We start from the raw sequence: 21,737 nt of genomic DNA, 5'->3' as shown, positions 1-21,737 counted from the left end.
TGCTTACTGCCCCTCCGAGTCGGCTAAAGCCTGTAATTTCTTGCGCGCGTGGTACATCCGGGTCTTAACGGTATTTTCCGGGCAATCCAAAATCTTGGCGATTTCCAGATAAGACAAGCCGTGATAGAACGTCAATTCGATCACCGCCCGCTGTTCGGCCGACAAAGACGCTAAAGCCCGATGCAACCAATCGCTGGTTTCGATACGGATAGCCAAGTTTTCCAGCGGATCTCCCGTGGTTTCGCTAAATTCCAGCCAATCCAGGTCGTGATGTTGTCTGGCCGATTTAGCCAAAGCTTTCAGCGACTTTCGGTAGGCGATACCCAACACCCACGTGGATATCTTGCTTTGGCCGTTGAAGCGCTGCGGCTGTTCCCAAACCAACAACAAGGTTTCCTGGATTAATTCCTCGATGAGGTCCGCTTGTCGGGTAACCCGTAGAATAAAGCGGAACAAACGCGGATAGTACAGGGTATAAAACCGCTCGAACGCCTGCGCGTCTCCTTGCACGATCCGTTGCAACAAGGCGTGTTCGTCGTGATCCGGTGACAACGGTAGCAACATATCCGGGCTTCGGTTATAGACTAATCGCAAGGGCACACACATTATCCTCTTCGCCAGTAAACGGCTATCACTGCTGAATGCCGGCAACAGGGCCCAAGGTTCAAACCGGAAGCGAATTATTTGCGGCTAAAATCCCAACGCGACCGCAAACAAAAATTTGTTTTCCTGCACGCGCGGATAAAAACCGTCGTAATGCGCGTCGGCGTGCTGTTCGTCCTGCAACGCAACGTCGACGTAACGTATATCGACCGCTAAATTCGCGGATAGATGCCAAGTCAAGCCGGCATTCCAGAAAAAATAATCCTTACCCAGCAAAGCCCCGGCTTGATGAAACCCTAAGCCGGCGGACACTTGTAAATCATCGCGGATATCATAGCGGGCGATCGTCTCGTAATTAAAGATTTCGACGCTGCGGTTATAGGCATTGGGAGCAAACGACGCTCTTGCACTGAACCAGTCTCGATAATGCAAGCCGGCTGCAAGCTCCGCGTAATCGGAGGTCAAACCGAAAACCTTGTTGTCGAACACATAACCTAAAACCGACAAATCCGCCCGCCATGCGTCTGTCACCGGAACAGTCCGACCCAATTGCGGCGTCAATTCCAATTCGGCTCTATCGGGATTAAGCTGATCGTCGAAGCGTGCTTGCGACAAGCCTAAGCCGGCATACCAGCCCGATTCCGCCGAATAATTCAGCCCTGCTTGCGCAACAGGGTTGCCCCGGCTTTTCGAATAACCGCGATAGAGGTAATCGCTCAATAATTTCACGTTGGCGTGCCATTCCGCCGCCGCTTCGCAAGCGAACAAGCCCACAGCCGGCGCCAGCAGGCAGAGCACTATGCCGGATGAACGCCTGCTTGTCATACGCCTGGTACGCAAACGCGCGCATCAAAAAAACTTGGATGGATGTTTACCGGACGCAAGCACATCAAATTCTCTACCCCAACCGCCTTTAGGCTGCTTTTAACTCGACAAGCAGTTTGACACATTCTCGACGCGGTTTGTACGAGACCGGCCCTAACGGTAAAGTAAATTACCGTACCAACACGGCGTTAACTTAGGCGGATACAAACACTTGTTCCTCCTGAAAAAATTCGATATTTATCGCCTAAATTCGTAGGGAGGCGCTTTAGCGCAGCCGAAAGTCAAACACCTTTGCAACACGATTTGTCAATAGTTTTCTATAGATTTTTCAGACTTGTTGTCTATTCTTACATGCGCTTTCGGCACAAACCCAAGCAAAGGGAAAAAGCATGCTGTAAATCTTCCCCTTTAGTTTGAATAGTTCATTAAGAATTCGGCAACGCGACGGACAATCTCACCTTCGTTCGAGATATGCGTCAGACTAAATAACGACTATGAAACCACCGGTTTTTTGCAAGCAGTTTCCTTTTAACCAACGCGGGTACCGCAATCTAATCGGCTATCTACCTTGCTTCGTTTTATCGCTTGGCATAGAACAGGCGGCTTTTGCAGACACCCCGGCGGCCATTGAGGACGTTTCCATTACCGACTTGATGCAAATGCAAGTGTCGTCGGTCAGCCGCAAAACCCAATCGCTGTCCAACACCGCCGCAGCCGCTTACATCATTAGCCAGGAAGACATTCGCCGCTCCGGCGCCACCAGTATCCCGGAAGCCTTACGCCTGGCTCCTGGCCTGGAAGTCGCCCAAATCGACGCGAACTCCTGGGCTATCACCGCCCGCGGATTCAACGGCCGCTACGCCAACAAACTCTTGGTATTGATGGACGGCCGCACCCTGTATACCCCGCTGTTTGCCGGGGTATTTTGGAATTTGCAGGACACGCTGATGGAAGATATAGAACGTATCGAGGTCATACGCGGGCCGGGCGCGGTGATGTGGGGCGCCAACGCGGTTAACGGCGTCATCAACATCATTACCAAAAAAGCCAAAGACACCCAAGGCGATTTGTTCGTTGCCGGCGGCGGCAACCAGGAACAAGGCTTCGCCGGCTTTCGTCACGGCGGCCAACTCGATAACGACGGCAGCTACCGGGTTTACGGCAAAGCCTTCGAACGCGCCGCCAACATCGGCGCCGACGGCCAGCGCGCGCACGATGACTGGCGCTCGGCACAAGGCGGATTCCGCTACGATCAAAGAATTTCCAACGACCATCGCTTTACCGTACAAGGCGACGTTTACCGAAAATCCGTGGGCCGCACCACTTACCCTTTGACCGTCGCCCCCCCTTTTAATGTGTTGAATTTCGGCGACGACAAAGCGGACGGCGCCAATCTGCTGGCGCGTTGGGAAGGAAACTTGGACGACGGCTCCGAGTTCATGCTGCAAAGTTATTACGACCGGGTCAGCTTCAATTCGCCGATTTTGTCCGATACCCAGGATATGTTCGACGTCGACTTTCAGCACCGTCTGCACCCTAACCCGGACCACGACCTGATGTGGGGCGCCAGTTACCGCTACATCCACAATGCGGCAACCAATACCAACGGCATAGCCTACACCGAAAGCGACTTCGGCTATCACAACGGCAGCGTGTTCCTGCAAGACGAAATCAATTTAATAGACAACGTATTAAAGCTAACCTTGGGCAGCAAGCTGGAGGAAAGCCATTTCGGCAATACCCAGGTGCAGCCCAATATCCGCATGCTGTGGACGCCGAACAGCTACCACAGCGTGTGGGCTTCGGCGTCCCGCGCGTCGCGCAACCCAACCCAGGGCGAATCGCAAGCCAATATCGCTTTGGGCACCGTACCCACCGGTGCTCCGCCGCCGTTCGATCAAGCACAGGTCCGCGCTTTTCCGACCGCAGACCTGAAAGCCGAAAAAGTGTTAGCTTTCGAAATCGGCTACCGCGCTCAATGGTATAAACATTTTTCCACCGATATAACGGCATTCAGCAATCATTACACCGATTTAATCATGTTCAGGCGCGGCGCCTTCGACCCGGCGACCTTCACCTTGCCGTTACATTGGTTCAATTCCGAGCAAGAGGTTACCACCCGCGGCATAGAAATTTCCGCCGATTGGGCGCCATTGGACTGGATGCGCTTGACCGGCTACTACACCCACCTGAAAATGGAACGTCAATACGACGTTAATAACCCGGACATTGCCGGCCTGAGCCCGCGGCACCGGGCCTCGTTACGCTGGCAAATAGACGTTGCCGATCACGCCAAACTGGACTTTACCCTGCGCCACGTCAGCAAGCTGAGCGCGGTCACGCAAAGCGTACCGGCCTATACCACGTTCGACGCCAGACTAGCCTTTCAGCCGGTTTCCGGCCTCGAGCTGTCGGTCACCGCCCAAAACCTGTTTTCTCCAACCCATCTGGAATACCGCGATTCGTCCTCTATTTCGCTACCCGCTACATCCCTGGAAGTACCGCGATCGATTTACGGCAAAATCAGCTGGGAATTTTAATCCTAAGAAAAAACCGCGAGGTATAACAATGCGTGAAATCTGGAAAAAACTGCCCTGGATAGTCGGCGGCATCGTGGCCATCATCGCTCTGATCAACCCTGCTTGGTTACCGTGGGCGCTACTGGCGGTTGCGGTCATCGTCTGTATGTTTCTTCCCAAGCGCGGCCTGATCGGTCCGGTCGAATTGCCGGCGGACGACGCCTTCCTGCCTCAAGAACAAGTGCAATGGTGGTACTGGACCGGTCATTTGCATACCGAAGACGGACGCCGGTTCGGATTCGAAATCGTGTTTTTCGCTTTCGACAGTTTTGTGATCATGCGCGATCAATTGGTGCAGGCAGCCATCACCGACGTTGCCGGCCAAACCTTCAGCTTCGAGGAATTTCTGGAATTCCACTTACCCGACCGCACCAAAAACGGTTTTAACCTGAGCTCCGGCATCGGCAACAAAGTCACCGCGGTCGGCGGCGGCGGCCACGACCGTTTGCACGCCGAAATCGGCGATTATGTGCTGGACTTGCAACTCGATACCGATTTGCCGGCCGCCATGCATTACGGCGGCGACGCGCATCCCTATCGTTTCGGCGGTTATACCTATTATTATTCGCGCCCCAGAATGGCGACCAAAGGCAGCTTGAGCATCAAAGGCCAAACCTTTTCAGTAACCGGAAACAGCTGGTTCGACCGGCAATACGGCGAACTTTATCAAGCCATCAATCAAGGCTGGCAATGGTTTGCGCTCGAATTGGACGACAACCGGCAAATCATGTTGTTCGATTTCCAAGGCAACGACGCATCGGTCGAAAAATCCGGCTCCATTACCGACGCCGAAGGCCGCACCGTCACGCTGGCCGCACACGAATTCGAAGTCACGGTGTTAGGCGAATGGACCAGCCCCAACACCGGCTGTACGTATCCGTCAGGCTGGGCGCTCGAAGTACGCGGGGAAAAATTTACGGTACAACCGTTGCTGAAAGATCAAGAGCTACACGCCAAGCACACCTTATGGATAGGCCCGGTCTATTGGGAAGGCGCATGCAGCGTAGACGGTGCGCAAACCGGCAGCGCCTATGTAGAGTTGAACGGATTTTGCCGTTGCGCGGCAAAACTCGGCGTTTAATCCATACCTCTTATAGACGGACGATTTGCGTCCGTCTATTTCTAGTGTTTTACCTACGCTGATAATTCCACTAATATCTGTCCCGATGATTTAATTGCAGTAACTTTCTAATTCAGCCGCTCGGACCCTTATCAGCAATTACCCGCTCATGGCGCAACAGAATAAGCATGAAGGATTAAGCTCGCTTCTGGTTCGCGCCGGCCATCTGTTGAAATCGGCAAACGCAAGCCTGCTAGGCCGGTTATATTGCTTGCGGTTCATGGCGCAAGTCGCCTTTTACGGCAGCCGGCTACTCGTCCTCCTAGCCGGCTGGCAAATCGCCGCCGCCAATGGATTTTCCGAAAACCAAATTAAAGCCGCTTATTTGTACAATTTCGCCAAATTCGTCGAATGGCCGGCCGAAGCCCTGCCTAGCGACGCCAACCTGAAACTATGCGTAGTCGGCGCCGACGCACTGGACGGCGCCTTGCACGATTTCGAAGGGCGCAAAGCCGGCGAACATGTCATGACCGTCGAAACCCACGGCTTTTCCGACCCATCGTTAACCGGTTGCCACATGGTATTCATCGGTAATTCGGAAGCCGGCCGTTTCGTTTCGCTGCTCAAAGCCTTGGCAAATTCCCCGGTATTAACCTTGTCGGACATCAGCGACTTCGCCGAAAAAGGCGGCGGTATCGGCTTGCGTTTTCTGGACAACAAAGTCGTGTTCGAAGTTAACTTGGAATCGATCAACAACGCCGGACTTAGGCTGCCGGGTCAATTGCTGAATATTGCATCTTATGTTTATGGGAGATAGACCGATGCGTTTGTTACCGGACTTTCCCAACTGGTCGTTACAGACAAAACTGGTCTCCATCATCATGCTCAGCTGCACGACTTGCTTGTTGGTCAGCATGTCCGCAATCGTGGTCAGTTCCGCCGTCAGCCGCTACCAGAGTACCTTGACCGAAATCGCCGGGCTGGGAGACGTGTTGGCGCAAAACGGTCAAGCGGCCTTGGTATTCTCCGATAAAATCGAAGCGCAACGCTTACTGGAATCGCTCAAGGACCACCCCGAAATCGAAGCCGCGTGGATGCTATCCGAAAACGACAGCATTCTGGCGCATTGGAGCCGCAACCGGCACGACTACGGCTTACCGCCGGACTACCATGTCGACTCGCGCGAACTACGCACCGATTTTTGGAGCCGCCGCGCCGATCTCATCACCCCTGTCGTCAAAAACACCGAACGCGTAGGCACCGTATTAGTCCAGGCCAACTTCACGGCATTGTGGAACGATCAAGCCACCGATTTAAGCAAGGGTTTAGCCGCCGCAAGCTCGTCGTTGTTACTGGTCTACCTACTGGTGGTTCGGCTGCAACGAGTCATCTCCAAGCCGATAGAAGAACTGGCCCAAACCGCAAGAACCATCGCCGAACAAAAAAATTACACTTTGCGAGTAAGCCGGCACGGTGACGACGAAATCGGTTCGCTGGTACAGGACTTCAATAGCATGCTGGAAGAAATTCAAACGCGCGACATGGATCTGACGACTCATCGCGACCGCTTGGAAGAAGAAGTGGCGCAACGCACCTCGGAGCTGCTGCAGGCCAAAGAACAAGCCGAGGCGGCCTCGCGAGCCAAGAGCATGTTCTTGGCTAATATGAGCCACGAAATTCGCACCCCGATGAATGCGCTGATCGGTTTATCCGACTTGGCCCTGAAAAACGATCCACCGGCAAAATTACGCGACTACCTGCAGAAAATTCATACCTCGTCGCTGGCTTTGCTGGCCATCACCAACGACATTCTGGATTACTCCAAAGTCGAAGCCGACCGCATGGAACTGGTATCCGAGCCTTTCGACCTGGAAGAAGTCTTGCAAAACGTGCTGAACCTATTCATCGTCCGCGCCGAAGAGAAAGGTCTGGAGATGGTATTCGACCTGGATCCGGACGCACCGCACCATCTAATCGGCGACGCCTTGCGCTTGGGACAGGTGCTGAACAACCTAGTCGGAAACGCGGTCAAGTTTACCGAAAACGGCGGAATCCACGTCAAAATCGGTCGCCGGGATTTCGATGCCCACCAAGTGACTCTGCATTTCTCGGTACGCGACTCCGGCATCGGCATGACCGCGCAACAAGTCATTCATTTATTCGAACCGTTCACCCAGGCCGACGGCTCCATCACCCGCCGTTTCGGGGGTACCGGTTTGGGGCTCACCATCAGTAAACGCCTGGTCGACATGATGGGCGGCCAATTGATCGTACAAAGCACGCCGGGGATCGGCAGCATTTTCGAATTTACCCTGACCTTAAAGTGCCAGGTGCGGCCGAACACCAAACAACTATCGTCCGACCTACGCCCGCTGCGGGTACTGATAGTCGACGACCTGGAAATGTCCCGGCAAATGTTAAGGGATATATTACAATCCTGGGGCTTCGAAGCCGAAGAAGTCGCATCCGGTCCGGACGCTTTGCTCCGTTTGCGCAACGCCAAACACGACAGCCGCGATTTCGAGATGGTATTACTCGATTGGAAGATGCCCGGCATGGACGGCGTGGAGGTCAACCGTAAAATCAAAGACATGGTCGCACGCGGCGAAATTCAGCATGCGCCGGTGGTCATTATGGTAACCGCCGCCAATAGGGAAAATGTACTCAATGCGGCCAGAGACGCCATGCCGGACGATATTTTGCTGAAACCGGTTATGCCCTCTACCTTGCTGGATGCCATGACCCGTCTACAAGGCGGACACATTATCGCCGACGATACCGGTTATTCCGGTCCGAACTTAGCCGAATTAGCCGCACCTATCCGCGGGGCGCGGATTCTCTTGGTGGAAGACAACGAAATCAATCAAATGGTCACCTGTGAATATTTGCACGACGCCGGGCTTAGCGTTACCGTGGCCAACAATGGCTTGGAAGGAGTGGCAGCCGTCCGGCGCGGAAATTTCGACGCAGTGCTGATGGATTTGCAAATGCCCGAAATGAGCGGAATCGAAGCCACTACCGTCATTCGCCAAGACCCGCGCTTTAAAAACCTGCCGATTATCGCGATGACCGCCGCCGTGCAAGAGCCGGCCCGCAACGATTGTTTGGCGGCCGGCATGAACGCCCACGTCGGCAAACCGATCTTGCCGCACGTATTGTTATCCGAGTTAATACGCTGCATAAAACCGCATCACAAACCCGCCCCGCTAAGCTATAAACCCGTTTCCAAACCCGCCGAGGATTTGCCCGGTTTCGACCGCGCCTATATTTTGGAGACCCTGGGTAAAGACGAAGCCAAACTGCGTCGTTTTCTCAGCCATTTCGCGGACCGCTTTGCAGACTTCGCCCGGCGTTTACGAGAACAACGCACTTTAGGCCAAATCGATCAAGCACTCACCTCGCTGCATACGCTTAAAGGCGCTGCCGGGATGGTTGGCGCTATCCGGCTCAGTCAAGCCGCCGCCGCGCTGGAGCAAGCATTGGTCGCCGACGCCGGCGCCGACGATAGTGAATTTATCCGCTGTTTCGAGCAAGTAATGACCACCCTCCGGCAATATGCCGTCCCTGTTGTTGCCGATCAACCGCCCGCGCGGCAAACGGACTGGTCCGCCGCGCGGGCCTTGACCCGGGAGCTGCGCCAGTTACTGGAAGGCTGCGATTTCGTACCTAACGAATTGCTCGGCAAATTGCACCATGCCCTACCTGCGCCGCACGCCCATCAGCTGCTGCGGCAAATTGAGAGACACGTAAGCAATATCGACTACCCGCGTGCAACCGACACGCTAAACGAATTAGAATCCGTCATAGCGAGTCATAGCGCAGGAGACCCGTCATGAACCCCGAAGTACCTAAACCGTTAATTTTGATCGTCGACGATACCCCCACCAATATTCAGGTGCTCGCCGAAAATTTGATTCAGGATTACCGGATCAAGGTCGCCGCCACCGGTACCGCAGCCTTGGAAACCATTGCCAAACAAGGCGCTCCGGATTTGATATTGCTGGACGTGATGATGCCCGACATGGACGGCTACGAGGTGTGCCGCATCTTAAAAACCGACCCCAAAACCTGCGACATTCCGGTCATTTTTGTCACTGCGATGAGCGACGTGCACGACGAGGAGAAAGGTTTGAATCTCGGCGCTTTGGATTACATCGCCAAGCCGTTTTATTTACCGGTGGTCAAAGCGCGGATCCGCAACTACATCCGCTTAAAACAAATGACCGATTTATTGGAAAGCATGGCCTGGATAGACGGCTTGACCGGCATTCCGAACCGGCGCCGCTTCGATCAAGTCCTCGAACAGGAATGGCGGCGCGCGCAACGCAACCAAATTTCGCTGGCGCTGATCATGGTGGACGTGGATTACTTCAAGAGTTATAACGATTTCCACGGGCACGGCGCTGGCGATATGTGCCTAAAGCGGGTCGCTTCGCAGCTATCGATGCTGGTCAGCAGGCCCGGCGATTTAGTTGCCCGTTACGGCGGGGAAGAGTTCGTGATCTTACTTCCGGAAACAGACAGCGACGGCGCGTGGCTGATTGCCGAACAATTATGCCGGCGAATCGAGGCCCAACAAATCCCGCACGCCTCGTCCAAAGTCTCGCGCTGGATTACAATCAGCGCGGGCTATGCCTCATTAGTACCTCAATCCGAACAAGCGTCTTCATTGCTGCTGGACCATGCCGATTCCATGCTGTATCAAGCCAAATATACCGGGCGCAACCAGGCATTCGGCGGCAAACCCCTGGCGGCTCGCCAGTTAACTTAAACGCCACACGGTCGCCGTGGCGATCAAAAACACCGTCAAGCTGGGCATGACCGCTATCAACATGGGATTGACGTCGTAAATCAAGCCCATGTGTCCGACGATGCGGTCCAGAATATTGAAAGTCATGCCGATGAGTACGCCCAAGGTAATGCGCCCTCCGGCGCCTATGCCGCGGCCTATGCCGATCACCAAAGGCACCGAGACCATCAGCATCACGAAGGTTACCCAAGGATTAATCAAGCGGCTCCAAAACGCCAGTTCGTAACGCTGGGCTTTTTGCTGGTTGGCGTTCAAAAAATCGATATACATATAAAGATCGTATAACGACAAATTGTCCGAATTGACCACCGCCACTTTGAGCAAATCGGCATCTATGCCGGATTGCCACGGCATTTCGGCCTGAGATTTGACATCGACGCGGTCCGGATTAAAAATCGAAACCGCCGCATTCTGCAAAGTCCAACGTTGCTCGCCTAAAAATATACCGTGCGCGGCGCGGGTTGCGCTAATCAAACGGTGCTGCTCGTCGATTTCGAATATGCGCACGTCGCCCAACGACCCGTCGTCCAGAATCTTACGCACATTGATGAAACGGTTACCCTCGCGCAACCACATCCCGTATTGCGAGCGTAGCACCACACCATTATTTTGAGCGGTGGTTTTCAACACTTGCGCCGTGCGCTCGCTGGCCGGCGCCACCAATTCGCCGATGGCTACCGCCAGCACTACCAATATCAGGCCGGCCAGCATAATGTTACGAATAATCCAAAAGGTAGAAAACCCGGCTGCCCGCATCGCCACAATTTCGCGATTGTTGGCCATGGCACCGACCACGAACAAACTGCCGAGTAGAGCCGCAGACGGAATCAATTCGAACGTCACCCTGGGAGAGGTCAGTACTAAATACCATAGGACTTGTTTCAAGCCATAGTTGCCGTTGCCCAAATCCTTCAATTCGTCGCTGAAGGTGAATAAATTAAACAAGGTAAGCAATAACAGCAAAGCCAGCAAAGCCCCTTTAGTGACTTCGCGGATGATGTAATACGATAGGACGTTCACAAGGTGGATATACGACTGTTAACGACAGATTCCGACTAGTTGCAGCCGGAATCTTTTAAATAAGAGTTGCCCACGATTAGCCTATTTAGGCAACTTGTCAACTTCGCTTGGTTTCTCGAAATCGGCACCCACGCTGATGATAAAACTGGTCACTTGTTCTATGCTCATCTCGGAACGAATGACTTTGGATTCGTGCACGATGACCGCGAAACCGGATGTGGGATTAGGCGAAGTCGGCACGAAAAGTATGTATCTGTCTTGAATTCTATTAGTGACGTAAGCCGGCACCCACACACCTTCTTTCGGATATTCTATATAAACCACTTCGCGCGGCTCTTGCAATTCGTGGCCGGCAATCATATGCACCAACTTCTTGGTTACTCGGTATATCGTGCTTAATAGCGGAATGCGCTCGACCAGCTTTTCGAACGCCGCAATAATCGAGAATCGGCCCAAGCTGACTCTGTGACCTATATAAGTGATAACGGCGAAGCTAGCGCCGAACAACAAAAAAGTAATAAAGTAATTATCGGAATATCCGTAAACGAACCGGAACAAATCGGTAAAACGGTCTTTGACGAACAAGACGATTTGCAATATCACCACGACCGGGATCAAGGCAACGATACCGATCAAGGCGTAATTCAAAAGCTTTTTCATACGGGTTTCCTTATTATTATTGTCAATGGCAAATACACGCCCCAGGCCGAGTTAGCTTGGGGCATCTAGCGGCAAAAATCAATCCTTTGCCAAGTCTTGCCGGTTAAAAAATCCGAACAAGCATCGAGTAACAACGGCTATTAGCGGAACCGCGATCAAGCCGACCGGCAGCAACAAGCCGGCGCTGGTTTGGCTGGCACTACTGTCCCAAATGCTCAGCGAGGTATTCAACGAGATATTCGACGGCAACAAAAACGGAAACATAGAAACCCCGAAGGTCAAAACCGCTACGCCAACCGTCAACACGCCCGTCAACATCGCGTAATAAGCCTTACCCCTCAGTGCAAGGGCGGCGGCGGCCGGCGCGGCGACTGCGACGAATACCGGCAACCCCCACAAAACCGGGATATGTTCGTAGTTGTCCAGCCACAGGCCTTCTGCGCGTTTGACGAATTTCGCCAACGGATTGGACGCTGCGTTGGGAAGCAGTTCGGAGGTAATATGATAGCCTTCCAAATGACTTAACCATAACCCGGTCAGCACGAACAGCACGACAAACACCAGCGCCAAACGCATGGAAAGCGCAGCCACCTCATGCCTTAGCTGACCCTCCGTATTTAACTGTACCCACAAACTGCCGTAGAAAGCGAGTAGCGCCGTAAACGTAGCCGCCACTAACAGCGCAAACGGATTACACAAGCCAATGGTATCCCCTAAAAACAGGATACGCATATCGCTTTCCAAATGAAACGGGATACCTTTCAGCAGATTGCCGGCAATGATTCCTAATGTGATCGCCGGCAGGTAACCGCAGGCCAACGCAATCCGGTTTTCATATTTCTCCCAAGCTGCTAATTCAAACAATCTTAGCGGCAACGCGGCAGTCCGCGCGCACAGCACCGTAAGCAAGGGAACCAGTAAAGTATAAAAACCGGCCAAGGACACTGCGTAGACGATGGGCCATACGGCAAATAAGGTCGCCAACAAAACCAATAGCCAAAGCAGGCCGAGCAAGCTGGTCGGTGCGATCGACTGCAACATTTGCCGGCTATGGCTTGGCTGCCGGCTCGCAAGCGGTAGAAGCAAAAACACGCCCAAGGCTAAACCTTCGCACAAGGTAAATACAACGACAACAACGCCCAAAATTAACCACCAGATCAAGCGTAACGACTCCAGATCCATCGTCATACCGACCTCTCCGTCGCCGCCTGCCGATTGGCTTGCTGCAAGCCATATCGTCCGGCCATTAACAGAATTACGCATAGCAGTACGAATCCGCCACTGCTCACCGCCAATTGGGAAACGCTTAACGAAGACACTGCCAACCGGATCGGCAACACCCCTGCAACAACCCATGGCTGCAAACCTCCTTGCGCAAAAAACCAGCCGGATATGCTGGCGAGCCAAGGCAAACTCCAGCCGTAGCAGCAACACGTGATCAGCCAAGCAGGCAAACCGGCCCCGGCAAAAGCCTTCCAAACCGCTGCTAACATTAAAACGGCGCTAAGCCATGCAACGGCGATCATCGAATAATAACTCCCGTAAAATAATAATCGATACGCCGGCAACGCGGATTGTGCTGCTGACTCTATCTGCCCCGCGCTAGCACCAACTATGGGCTTGTGCCAAGAGCTTAACAACCAGGCGTAACCCAAATCCTGTTGACGGCCGTTGAAGTCAGACAAGAGCTGCTTATCGTTATCGCTGTCGCGCAGTTGCTGCAACAAATTATAAGTTTCCATGCCGCTACGTATGCGCGCTTGAAAATCGGTCAAAAGCGTTGCGTCTGCAGCTTGCTGTAAAACGGAATATTTTGCCCGTTGCACCAAGTTAGCACCGTCGGGCGATGAACCGTTCTGCCACAGCAAAACCGCAACGGCAACGAGCCCGAACGGGGCTGCCAACTTAAACATATAACGGGCCGCAGAGTCCTGCGGATCTTGGCGTAACTGGCGGGCACTAACTGCCAAGATCACCGCTACGGCGGCCAGATAGCTCGCCGCCAAAACATGGATAAATGTATCCGCCGCTGCCGGGTTGAACAACATACCTAGGCCGTCCTGCAACACCATCCGGTAAGACTGATAATCGAAAGCCGCGGCTATCGGCTGCTGCAACCAAGCATTGGCAACCAGCACCCAATAAGCGGAGCTGTGTACCGCCAGCGCCAGCAGGCAAATCGCGGAGCAGCGCTGAAACTTAGACAACTTATGGTAGGCAAAACAATACGGCACGAACAAGGCAACGCCCGCAGCCAGGCCGGTAAAAGCCTCTATCGCCAACGGCAAGGCCACGATATCGCCTACATAATGGGAAAAATAGGAACCGTTCATTCCGAACTCGCATAACACCCACAAGCGGGTGGCGAGAGCCAGCAAGAAATTGATAGCGAAAATGTGCCGCCAAAACCTTAGCGTGCGTTGGTACGCAGACGCATCGCTAAAAACCGCCAAGGTTTCGGTGACAGCCAGCAACAGCGCCAACACCAGGGTGAACGGTATAAACAAGAAGTGCAATAGTGCCGTGACGGCAAACTGCCAACGCGACAATTCGATAACGGTGTCGGCAAGCATTTCAGCCTCTTCGCAAGAATTTCAAAAAGGCTGCAATTATAAAAAATGCCGCGCTATCGAGCGCGTTTTTATTTACGCGGTATTATTGAGGAAACGCGGAAGCTCAAGCGCAATAAACTCTTTGCGCCGGAAACAAACAGCGAAAGCGGCTACCTTTGCCTAACTGACTTTCAATTTCCAATTTGCCGTCGTGGCGCGCCATCACGTGTTTAACGATAGCCAAGCCCAAACCGGTACCGGTCACCTTGTGTTTGCGCTTAACATCTACCCGGTAAAACCGCTCGGTGATGCGCGGGATGTCGAGAGCGGGGATACCTTCGCCAAAGTCCTCCACCTCTAAACATAACATCCCGTCGCTCCTGGCGAACCAAGTAACCTTGACAGGGGAAATCGCCGGCGAATATTTCATCGCATTGACGATTAAATTGGAAAATGCGCTCTGCAGCTCCTGTATGTCTCCGGCCAAATCGGCATTGCTATCGACCTTCAATTCGATGCGGCGTTCGTCTTTCTCCAATAAATCGCTTTCCTTACAGATTTGCTCCAAAAGCTCGCGCATCTTGACGCATTCGGATTTTCTGGGCTTGGTTTCCAATTTCGTCAGCATTAGCAGATCGTCGATCAAATGCTGCATGCGTTCGGTTTGCGCGGACATTTGCGCCAACGAACGCGCCACGGGCGTCGGTATTTCGTCCACCTCCTGCAGCGTTTCCAAATAGCCTTTTAATACCGTGATGGGGGTACGCAGTTCGTGCGAAACGTTGGCAACGAAATCGGTACGCATGCGTTCCATGCTCTTAATTTGCGTGACGTCTTGCGCCAACATCAGCCGCAAGCCTTCGCCGTACGGTACGATACTGATTTGCAACATGATGCTGTCGTTAATCGGCGAGGCGATACAGATCTTTTGTTGATAATCCTCCGACTTTAGAAACTGGATGAATTGCGGACTTCGGATTAAATTAGGAATCCTTTGGCCTTTGTCGGATTTCTTAAGACCTAACACTTCGCGCGCCGCCTTATTGGTCCACTCGATTTGGGCAAACTCGCCCAACACCACGGCCGCATCGGGCAGCGCATCGGTAGATGTCCGAAATTGGTCGATCACCCGCCCGAATTTCTTTTTACGCTTTTTCTCAGCTTTTTTGATTTTCCATAAATGGTAATAAATGTCCGACCAAATGCCTTTTCGATTTTTAAGGTCGCGGAAGTTCCCGCGTGCCAGCCACTGCTCCAATTCGTTTATCGATAAACATTGCTTGATCAGCATTAACCAGGTTGCCGTCAGCATCATCTGACTGGTGTGCCCGATAAACCAGCCCAATACCAAAAGCGGCAGCATCACTGCGATGGCTATCCCTATCTCTCGCTTCCAACGCCCCATTGGTTACCCCGCAATGGAAAAGCGGTAGCCGAATCCGCGTACTGTCTGGATCAAATCTTCCCGGCCGAATTCGGCCAGTAATTTCCGCAAGCGACGGATATGCACATCGACCGTACGCTCCTCTATGTAGACGCTACGCCCCCAAACTTGGTCGAGCAAATGGGTGCGGCTATAGACTTTATCGGGATTGGCCATAAAAAACTGCATAAGCCGAAACTCGGTCGGACTAACATCCACCGTCTTTCCGGCAATGGTCAAGCGATGTTGATCGGCATCCAGCGTTAAATCGCCTATCTTCAATTGCCCGGTTTCGGTCAGCTTACCGCTGCGCCGCATCACCGCTTTAATTCTGGCAATCAACTCCTTAGGTGAAAACGGCTTGGTGACGTAATCATCGGCACCGATTTCCAATCCGCGAATCTTGTCTTCTTCCTCTCCCCGCGCGGTAAGCAAAATAATCGGCAAGTCTTTGTAGCCGGGCTCCCGTTTCAGGCGACGAGCCAGCTCCACTCCGCTGATACCCGGCAACATCCAATCCAGTAGCAACAAATCGACTCTATGTTCCGCAAGCGCTTGCAGTGCCTGCTCCGCGCTACCGACCGCGGTAACCTGCAATTGGGCCTGTTCCAATACCATGAGCAACATTTCCCGAATGGCATCGTCGTCTTCCACAACCAGGGCATTCAAATTCGACATAATCATTTTACGGTTCAGCCTAATCGATCTGCAAATCTAACAACGCCATATTACCTTTTTATGACAAGCCATTTCGAATCCGGCATCGAAACAGAGCCCACTTAAAAAGGCAAACAACGCAAGGCGAACAATCGAACGGTATCTTACAGACCAAAGAAGGCAGCTAACGCCCCAGTCAATTGAGGCGGTAGTGGTGAGAGCATCGACTATCAATAATACACATCGACAGCAAAACCGGTACGCACATTTCCGCGCAGCAAGAAAATGAAAACGCTTTGAAGGAAGTTAAGGAGCAGACCTTAAGAAATTGGTGCCACTAACATTTAAGGTGCGTTAGGTGCGCGCGTCCATGCGCAAAATCGTTTCCATTCAGTGTTGAGCAAACGTTGCCGATTACGGCTTGGCAACGGTAAGGTCGGCTTCGGTCTCCAGCTGATTCAAAACTGCTTCGAATTGCGCTCTGCCGAATGCCGCGGCCATGTTCTTTGCCAAACCTGCTTGCTGGGCCTTATCGGCCTCCGTCATCGCTCCTTCGATAACACGACTGATGGCGGCGACCGTTTTACTACCCCCTACGTTATCTATTACGACTACGCTAGCTTGATTGGCTTGCGGTTTTGCTGCACGAAACACGGCTTGCACAAGGCCAGGATCGATGTCTTTAGCCGTACGCGTCACACTGGATAATTTTTTGACTGTCAATCCCGCAGCCTGCGCAACTTCCGTAAACGATTTTCCCGATTGCAACTCCTTTTTCAAGCTATCGGCGAGCTCCGTGACGCGTAGGCCCGCGCGCTCGTTGAGCAGTGCTTCTATGACCTGATCTTTGACCGAATTCAGATCCTTGGTAGCTGCCGGATTGTGCGACAGCATACGCAATACCACAACCTGATCGCCTGCCAGTTCCAGCGGCTCACTATTGTTGCCTTTCAACACGTCTTCCGAAAATGCGGCCTGCCTAACCTTGTCATTGGCGGCAATCCCTTCGCCACGCACTCGCGTAAACAAAGGTGTGGTTTGAATTTCAACCCCTAACAATTGAGCGACTGCTTCCAGACTACCAGGGTTTTCATAACTCACTTCCGCAAGCTTTTCGGCCAATTCGTTATAACGGCTTTCCGCTTGAGCTTTTTGGTAGGCTGGCAATAGTTCGGATTTAACCGTGGCAAACGGCTTTATTTCTCCCGCTACCAGTTCAGTTACCTTAATCAAGTGATATCCGAACGCCGATTTAACCGGATCGGAAACTTCGCCTTGCTTTAGGCGACTAGCCGCTTCTTCAAAGTCTTTTTCCATCACGCCGACGTTAAAAAGCCCAAGGTCTCCACCGTTTTTAGCAGTCAACTTATCGTCGGATACTTCGGCAGCCAAGCTAGCAAAGTCTTTGCCGGCTAACTCTTGTTTAGCGCGCTGCGCGCGTTGCAGCGCTTCGCTCTGGTTTCCGTCTTTGCCGAACGCAAACAGAATGTGGCTAATTTTTCGGCGTTCCGGCGTGGTGTATTGCGCTTTTTGTTCCTCGTAGAACGCTTTTAACTCGTCGTCCGTTGCCTTGACGCCGGCAGCCAGTTTGGACAAGGCCAACTCGACGTATTGAATAGCAACTTGTTCTTCGGTTTGAAAGCGATCCAAATGCTGTTGATAGTAGGCATTAACGTCTTCCTCAGTCGGTTGCGTAGCGTCAACTTTCAACGGCAACGTCACATATTCGACGTCGCGTTGTTGATTTTGAATTTTAAAAAAGCTTTCGATTTCGGCCGGCGTCACAAAACCGCTATCGACTATGCCTCGCTGTACCTGCTCCATGATCAACGCTTTTTTAATGCGCCTGACGAATTCGTCGGAAGACATGCCTTGCGCGTTCAACAAAGTTTGATATTGGCTTTTATCGAATTTCCCGTCCTTTTGGAAATACTCCAAAGACTGAACGAAGTCCCGAGCAACATCGTCCGTCACCGTTAGCTTTTGCGACTCTGCGTATTGCAGCAGCACTTCGTCTCGAATCAATTTTTCTACAACCTGTTGCTTCAGCGTTTCTTCGTCGAACTTCATACCGGCTAAGTTCTGCTCGAACTGCCGATACGCTTGGTTGACGTCGCGTTGAAAAAACTCCTTATCGCCGACGATGATCACCGGCGCCTCTTTTCCCCCGCCTAGGTAGTTTTGTATCCCCCACAATCCAAACAGTACACAAATGAATACCAGAATGATCGTCGCGAATACACCCTGCACTTTTTCTCGAATTTCTAATAGCATAGCTCTGTCCTTCAACAGCGTGAAACTTGGTTCCGAACCGCAAACAATGCGCAAAAAAAAACCCCGAGCCATTCGGCCCGAGGTTTCTGTTTTGGCGGAGCGGACGGGGCTCGAACCCGCGACCCCCGGCGTGACAGGCCGGTATTCTAACCAACTGAACTACCGCTCCTAAGTCTGGTGGGTGCTGAGGGGTTCGAACCCCCGACCCTCGCCTTGTAAGGGCGATGCTCTCCCAGCTGAGCTAAGCACCCGACTAAAGAAACGCTAGTTTACAGCATCTTTTAAAGATTTGCCAGCTTTAAATGAAGGAATTTTTGCAGCCTTGATGGTAATTTCTTCCCCGGTTTGCGGATTACGGCCTTTGCGCTCAGCCCTTTCTTTTACTTCGAACGTTCCGAAGCCTACCAAAGCCACCGAATCGCCTTTTTTCAGAGCCTCTTCAACCGATTTGATAAAACCGTCTAAAGCACGACCCGCATCGGCTTTAGTCAATTGTGATGCTGCCGCAATCGCGTCAATCAGTTCCGATTTATTCATTTATTTCCCCTTTGGATGTGTCGTTGTACTAATTATGCTCGAAAAAGCGAATCGATATACCAGTGACAGGTTCGCCCCCGCTTCCGTTCGTTACCCTAGCCTCCCCCACGGAAGGTAGGCCTTTATATCAACGGGAAACAAGCAATGTCAAGTTCAGAGATAGCCGCAATCCCCCGGCAGCCAAGGTCTTGCGGCTAATTTGCAAGATTAATGTGCGACCACAGTCTGCGCCTTGACATCGCCCTTGGCAGGCGCATCAGCTTTATCAGCCGAATCAACGACGATAGGGACCGGCAAGCGTTGCAAGGCAATTTCTAAAACTTCGTCTATCCAACGGACGCATTTGATCGTCAAATTGCTTTTAACGTTTTCCGGAATTTCGGATAAATCTTTCTCGTTTTCCGCAGGAATCACAACAGTTCGAATCCCCCCCCTATGCGCAGCCAAAAGCTTCTCTTTCAAACCGCCAATCGGCAAAACTTCGCCTCTGAGGGTGATTTCACCGGTCATTGCCACATCCGCACGCACCGGAATTTTGGTTAACGCCGAGATAATGGCGGTACACATGCCGATGCCTGCACTAGGTCCGTCTTTCGGTGTCGCCCCTTCCGGAACGTGAATGTGTATATCGTTTTTTTGGAACACTTCGTTATCGATACCCAACACGTTTGCCCGGCTTCTAACCACCGTGACCGCCGCATCGATGGACTCCTTCATCACGTCACCTAATTTGCCGGTCGCTTGCTGTTTACCTTTTCCGGGCATCACTGCCGTTTCGATGGTTAACAATTCCCCACCGACTTCGGTCCACGCCAAACCGGTTACTTGACCGATTTGGTCGTTGTCTTCGGCGACACCGTAGGTAAAGCGCCTAACGCCCAGGTATTTATCGAGGTTTTCCGAATTTATAACGATTCGACTTTCCGATGCTTGCAACAACAGATCTTTAACGACTTTGCGGCAGATTTTAGAGATTTCCCTTTCCAAACTACGAACACCCGCTTCCCGCGAGTAATAGCGGATAATATCCCTGATCGCCACCTCGGTAATTTCGATCTCAGATTCTTTCAAGCCATTGTTTTTGATTTGCTTCGGAATCAAGAACCTAGTCGCGATGTTGATTTTTTCGTCTTCGGTATAACCCGCCAAACGAATGATTTCCATCCTATCCATCAGCGGTGCGGGTATGTTCAAGGTATTCGCCGTCGCTACAAACATTACGTCGGACAAGTCGAAATCGACCTCGAGATAGTGATCGGAAAAAGTATGATTTTGCTCGGGATCCAGAACCTCCAGTAAGGCGGATGCCGGGTCGCCGCGAAAATCGGCTGCCATTTTGTCGATTTCGTCCAACAAAAACATCGGATTCCGGGTTTTTATCTTAGCAAGATTTTGCAGAATTTTTCCGGGCATGGAACCTATATATGTCCGCCTATGACCGCGAATCTCAGCCTCGTCGCGAACGCCGCCTAAGGCCATACGTACGTATTTGCGATTAGTCGCCCGGGCAATCGACTGACCTAATGACGTTTTTCCCACTCCCGGAGGCCCAACCAAGCACAATATAGGGCCTTTCAATTGCTTAACACGCTGGTGGACCGCCAAATACTCGAGAATACGCTCCTTAACCTTCTCCAGCCCGAAATGCTCGGATTCCAAAACCTGTTCCGCGGCTTTAAGGTCGTGACGCACTTTGGTTTTCTTTTTCCAAGGCACGTTCACCATCCAATCGATGTAATTACGCACTACCGTCGCTTCCGCCGACATCGGCGACATCATTTTTAGTTTGTTCAGCTCCGCGCTAGCTTTAGTTTTAGCTTCCGCAGACATCCCGGCATTCTCGATTTTTTTCTCCAACTCGTCGACTTCATTGCCGGCTTCGTCCATTTCGCCCAGCTCTTTTTGAATGGCTTTCATTTGCTCATTCAAATAGTATTCGCGCTGATTTTTCTCCATTTGCTTTTTGACCCGGCTGCGGATTTTCTTTTCCATTTCCAAAATATCCACTTCGCCTTCCATCAACGTCATTAGGCCTTCCAGACGTCGGGCTACATCCACCATTTCCAGCATGTTTTGCTTTTCTTCGACTTTCAACGCCATATGCGCAGCCATGGTATCGGCCAGACGCCCGGGGTCGTCGATACCGGACAGCGAATTCAACACCTCCGGGGGAATTTTGTTGTTCAATTTGACGTATTGATCGAACGAACTAATGGCCGTTCTTTGCAACACCTCCATCTCTTGCTCGTCTATGCTGATTTCGTCGTTCAATTCCAATACGTTGGCGGCGCAATAGCCTTCGAATTCGTGATATTGCAATACCGAACAACGTTGCGTACCTTCCACCAGCACTTTCACGGTACCGTCCGGCAATTTGAGGAGCTGCAATATGTTGGCCAGGGTGCCAACCTTGTAAAGGTCGTCGAATTTAGGTTCGTCAATCTCCGCTTGTTTTTGCGCAATCAGCAATACTTGTTTGTCTTGTTTCAACGCTGCATCCAATGCATCAATGGACATCCCTCGTCCAACAAACAAAGGAATCACCATGTGCGGGTATACCACTACGTCGCGTAGCGGTAGCACGGGTATTAGGTCATCTTGGGCGTTTTCGTGAGTCATGAGTTCATATCCTGTGGGCGAAAAGGGGTACCTGCAATCGTATATGAGGACGAACTGTTAGAAAACAAGAATATTTAGATTTTAGGCAAAAAAAAGGGGCTTGGTTTGCAAGCCCCTT

Annotated in this window: 16 protein-coding genes and 2 tRNA genes; 5 read left to right on the top strand and 13 right to left on the bottom strand. The window is 52.1% G+C overall.

Features of this window, described 5'->3' with window-relative positions; translation table 11 throughout:
* Nucleotides 1-3 precede the first annotated feature (3 nt).
* Nucleotides 4-564, bottom strand: a complete 561-nt coding sequence (locus AB0A83_RS02030) for a sigma-70 family RNA polymerase sigma factor (protein ID WP_150046306.1) — start codon at nucleotides 562-564, stop codon at nucleotides 4-6.
* 126 nt (nucleotides 565-690) lie between these two features.
* A complete protein-coding gene (locus AB0A83_RS02025; RefSeq protein WP_367155296.1) occupies nucleotides 691-1,428 on the bottom strand; it encodes a TorF family putative porin in 738 nt (245 codons plus the stop codon).
* Between the two features lie 494 nt (nucleotides 1,429-1,922).
* Between AB0A83_RS02025 and AB0A83_RS02020 the strand changes: the two genes are divergently transcribed.
* The 5 genes from AB0A83_RS02020 (at nucleotide 1,923) to AB0A83_RS02000 (ending at nucleotide 9,838) form a co-directional block, all read left to right on the top strand.
* Nucleotides 1,923-3,968 carry a TonB-dependent receptor gene (locus AB0A83_RS02020; RefSeq protein ID WP_150046304.1) on the top strand — a complete coding sequence of 682 codons (2,046 nt, stop codon included), beginning with the start codon at nucleotides 1,923-1,925 and terminating at the stop codon, nucleotides 3,966-3,968.
* A 28-nt stretch (nucleotides 3,969-3,996) separates the two neighbouring features.
* The gene (locus AB0A83_RS02015) at nucleotides 3,997-5,088 is read left to right on the top strand and encodes a lipocalin family protein (RefSeq protein WP_150046303.1); all 1,092 of its coding nucleotides are present in this window, start codon (nucleotides 3,997-3,999) and stop codon (nucleotides 5,086-5,088) included.
* A 259-nt stretch (nucleotides 5,089-5,347) separates the two neighbouring features.
* Nucleotides 5,348-5,884, top strand: a complete 537-nt coding sequence (locus AB0A83_RS02010) for a YfiR family protein (protein ID WP_367155295.1) — start codon at nucleotides 5,348-5,350, stop codon at nucleotides 5,882-5,884.
* A gap of 4 nt (nucleotides 5,885-5,888) precedes the next feature.
* Entirely contained in the window at nucleotides 5,889-8,903 is a 3,015-nt protein-coding gene (locus AB0A83_RS02005; protein WP_367155294.1) for a response regulator, read from the top strand.
* Entirely contained in the window at nucleotides 8,900-9,838 is a 939-nt protein-coding gene (locus tag AB0A83_RS02000; RefSeq protein WP_150046300.1) for a diguanylate cyclase, read from the top strand. The genes AB0A83_RS02005 and AB0A83_RS02000 overlap by 4 nt, the downstream gene beginning before the upstream one ends.
* Here the strand turns inward: AB0A83_RS02000 and lptG are convergent.
* The 11 genes from lptG to lon form a co-directional block, all read right to left on the bottom strand.
* A complete protein-coding gene (gene lptG, locus AB0A83_RS01995) occupies nucleotides 9,830-10,897 on the bottom strand; it encodes an LPS export ABC transporter permease LptG (protein ID WP_367155293.1) in 1,068 nt (355 codons plus the stop codon). The genes AB0A83_RS02000 and lptG overlap by 9 nt on opposite strands.
* A gap of 81 nt (nucleotides 10,898-10,978) precedes the next feature.
* Nucleotides 10,979-11,557, bottom strand: a complete 579-nt coding sequence (locus AB0A83_RS01990; protein ID WP_150046298.1) for a DUF502 domain-containing protein — start codon at nucleotides 11,555-11,557, stop codon at nucleotides 10,979-10,981.
* Between the two features lie 78 nt (nucleotides 11,558-11,635).
* Nucleotides 11,636-12,745, bottom strand: coding sequence for a cytochrome d ubiquinol oxidase subunit II (gene cydB, locus AB0A83_RS01985; RefSeq protein WP_150046297.1), 1,110 nt, complete (start codon nucleotides 12,743-12,745; stop codon nucleotides 11,636-11,638).
* The gene (locus AB0A83_RS01980; protein ID WP_367155292.1) at nucleotides 12,742-14,130 is read right to left on the bottom strand and encodes a cytochrome ubiquinol oxidase subunit I; all 1,389 of its coding nucleotides are present in this window, start codon (nucleotides 14,128-14,130) and stop codon (nucleotides 12,742-12,744) included. Before AB0A83_RS01980 ends, cydB begins: the two co-directional genes overlap by 4 nt.
* 103 nt (nucleotides 14,131-14,233) lie before the next feature.
* Nucleotides 14,234-15,514: a phosphate regulon sensor histidine kinase PhoR gene (gene phoR / locus AB0A83_RS01975; RefSeq protein ID WP_150046295.1), complete on the bottom strand. Its 1,281-nt coding sequence runs from the start codon at nucleotides 15,512-15,514 to the stop codon at nucleotides 14,234-14,236.
* 3 nt (nucleotides 15,515-15,517) lie between these two features.
* Nucleotides 15,518-16,210: a phosphate regulon transcriptional regulator PhoB gene (gene phoB, locus AB0A83_RS01970; protein ID WP_150046294.1), complete on the bottom strand. Its 693-nt coding sequence runs from the start codon at nucleotides 16,208-16,210 to the stop codon at nucleotides 15,518-15,520.
* Nucleotides 16,211-16,603: 393 nt separating this feature from the next.
* Complete coding sequence (locus tag AB0A83_RS01965) at nucleotides 16,604-18,463, bottom strand: SurA N-terminal domain-containing protein (RefSeq protein ID WP_367155291.1); 1,860 nt, start codon at nucleotides 18,461-18,463, stop codon at nucleotides 16,604-16,606.
* A 92-nt stretch (nucleotides 18,464-18,555) separates the two neighbouring features.
* Nucleotides 18,556-18,632 (bottom strand) — tRNA-Asp (locus tag AB0A83_RS01960).
* Between the two features lie 6 nt (nucleotides 18,633-18,638).
* Nucleotides 18,639-18,714, bottom strand: a tRNA-Val gene (locus tag AB0A83_RS01955).
* A gap of 13 nt (nucleotides 18,715-18,727) precedes the next feature.
* Nucleotides 18,728-19,000 carry an HU family DNA-binding protein gene (locus tag AB0A83_RS01950; RefSeq protein WP_013820824.1) on the bottom strand — a complete coding sequence of 91 codons (273 nt, stop codon included), beginning with the start codon at nucleotides 18,998-19,000 and terminating at the stop codon, nucleotides 18,728-18,730.
* A 207-nt stretch (nucleotides 19,001-19,207) separates the two neighbouring features.
* Nucleotides 19,208-21,619: an endopeptidase La gene (gene lon / locus AB0A83_RS01945; RefSeq protein WP_150046292.1), complete on the bottom strand. Its 2,412-nt coding sequence runs from the start codon at nucleotides 21,617-21,619 to the stop codon at nucleotides 19,208-19,210.
* Between the last annotated feature and the right edge of the window lie 118 nt (nucleotides 21,620-21,737).

Origin of the sequence: Methylomonas sp. HYX-M1 (genome assembly GCF_040741385.1) — a bacterium.
GTDB classification, from domain to species: Bacteria; Pseudomonadota; Gammaproteobacteria; order Methylococcales; family Methylomonadaceae; genus Methylomonas; species Methylomonas rhizoryzae.
This window is presented reverse-complemented; position numbering and strand designations above follow the sequence as displayed.